1 pseudogene is annotated in these 909 nt (G+C 61.6%); it reads left to right on the forward strand.

Annotation, left to right across the window (positions count from 1 at the left end):
- Positions 1-463, forward strand: a pseudogene (locus tag I73_RS29870) (hypothetical protein); the annotation flags it as partial.
- Between the last annotated feature and the right edge of the window lie 446 nt (positions 464-909).

Below are 909 nucleotides of genomic sequence, written 5' to 3' on the forward strand. Positions count from 1 at the left end.
AGGAAGCGGCCGATGTCCGGTACGAGCTGGATGGGGCTTTCAGGCGCTGCGCCCAGGAACCGGCCGAACGGCCGAGGTGCGGGCCGGCGACTACGCCGAAGACCCGAAAACGCTCAAGACCAAGACGGGCCGAGGTGCTTCAGTGATGGTGAGCTTCAACCCTCTGGTGATGTTGTTCGGGACGATCTTCTCGAACGTCGGTGACAGGGCGGGCGCGCGCGACGCGGTGAACGAGAGCACGACGGGCGATCCTGACGGGAAGTGCCTGGCCAAGTGCGAGGGGTGGATCTACAAGCAGCGGGCCGTGGTGAGCCTCGCTCGCGGCGCTGGCGGTGAGCTTCTGCGGGCCTCGGCCTCAACGACAACCGAAAGCGCAGGGCTGGCGGCCGCCGAACTGTTCAAGGCCGCAGGCGAAGAGTTTGCGCAAGCAACAGGACTCCCCGCGCTAGGGGTAAAGCCGTGAACGAAGAACCTACAGAAGCTCAAGCGGCCAAGTCTCGAAGAGACCAGTTCATTGCCTGGATAGCAGGTGCGACAGAAGGCCCTGCAACCTTCAAAGACCTGATGGACGCGGTAAAGAACGGGTTGGCGTCAGGAGCTTTGGCGGGAGCGTGCCAAGCGCAAACACGCCACGGGTGGTGGGGCTTGGCGGTGCCAATGGGCCTGCTTCAACTGATTGGGTTCGTCGGGGCAGTACTTCTAGCCCTGATGAGCACTGTTCAGGTGTTCGCGGTAATGGAGCGCCTGCCTATACCGCGAAGCCGAAGGCTTGCCCTGGCGATGATGCCGCTAGTGATGACTGTATTTATCGCAGCGGCCATTGCAGGGTGGGTTGTCGCAGTGAGACGATGATGCTGCCACTCTGACGGCACTACTTCTCTGGTATATTTTTCGACGGGCCTACTAATT

Source organism: Ideonella sp. B508-1 (genome assembly GCF_000333615.1).
Taxonomy (GTDB): Bacteria; Pseudomonadota; Gammaproteobacteria; order Burkholderiales; family Burkholderiaceae_C; genus Ideonella.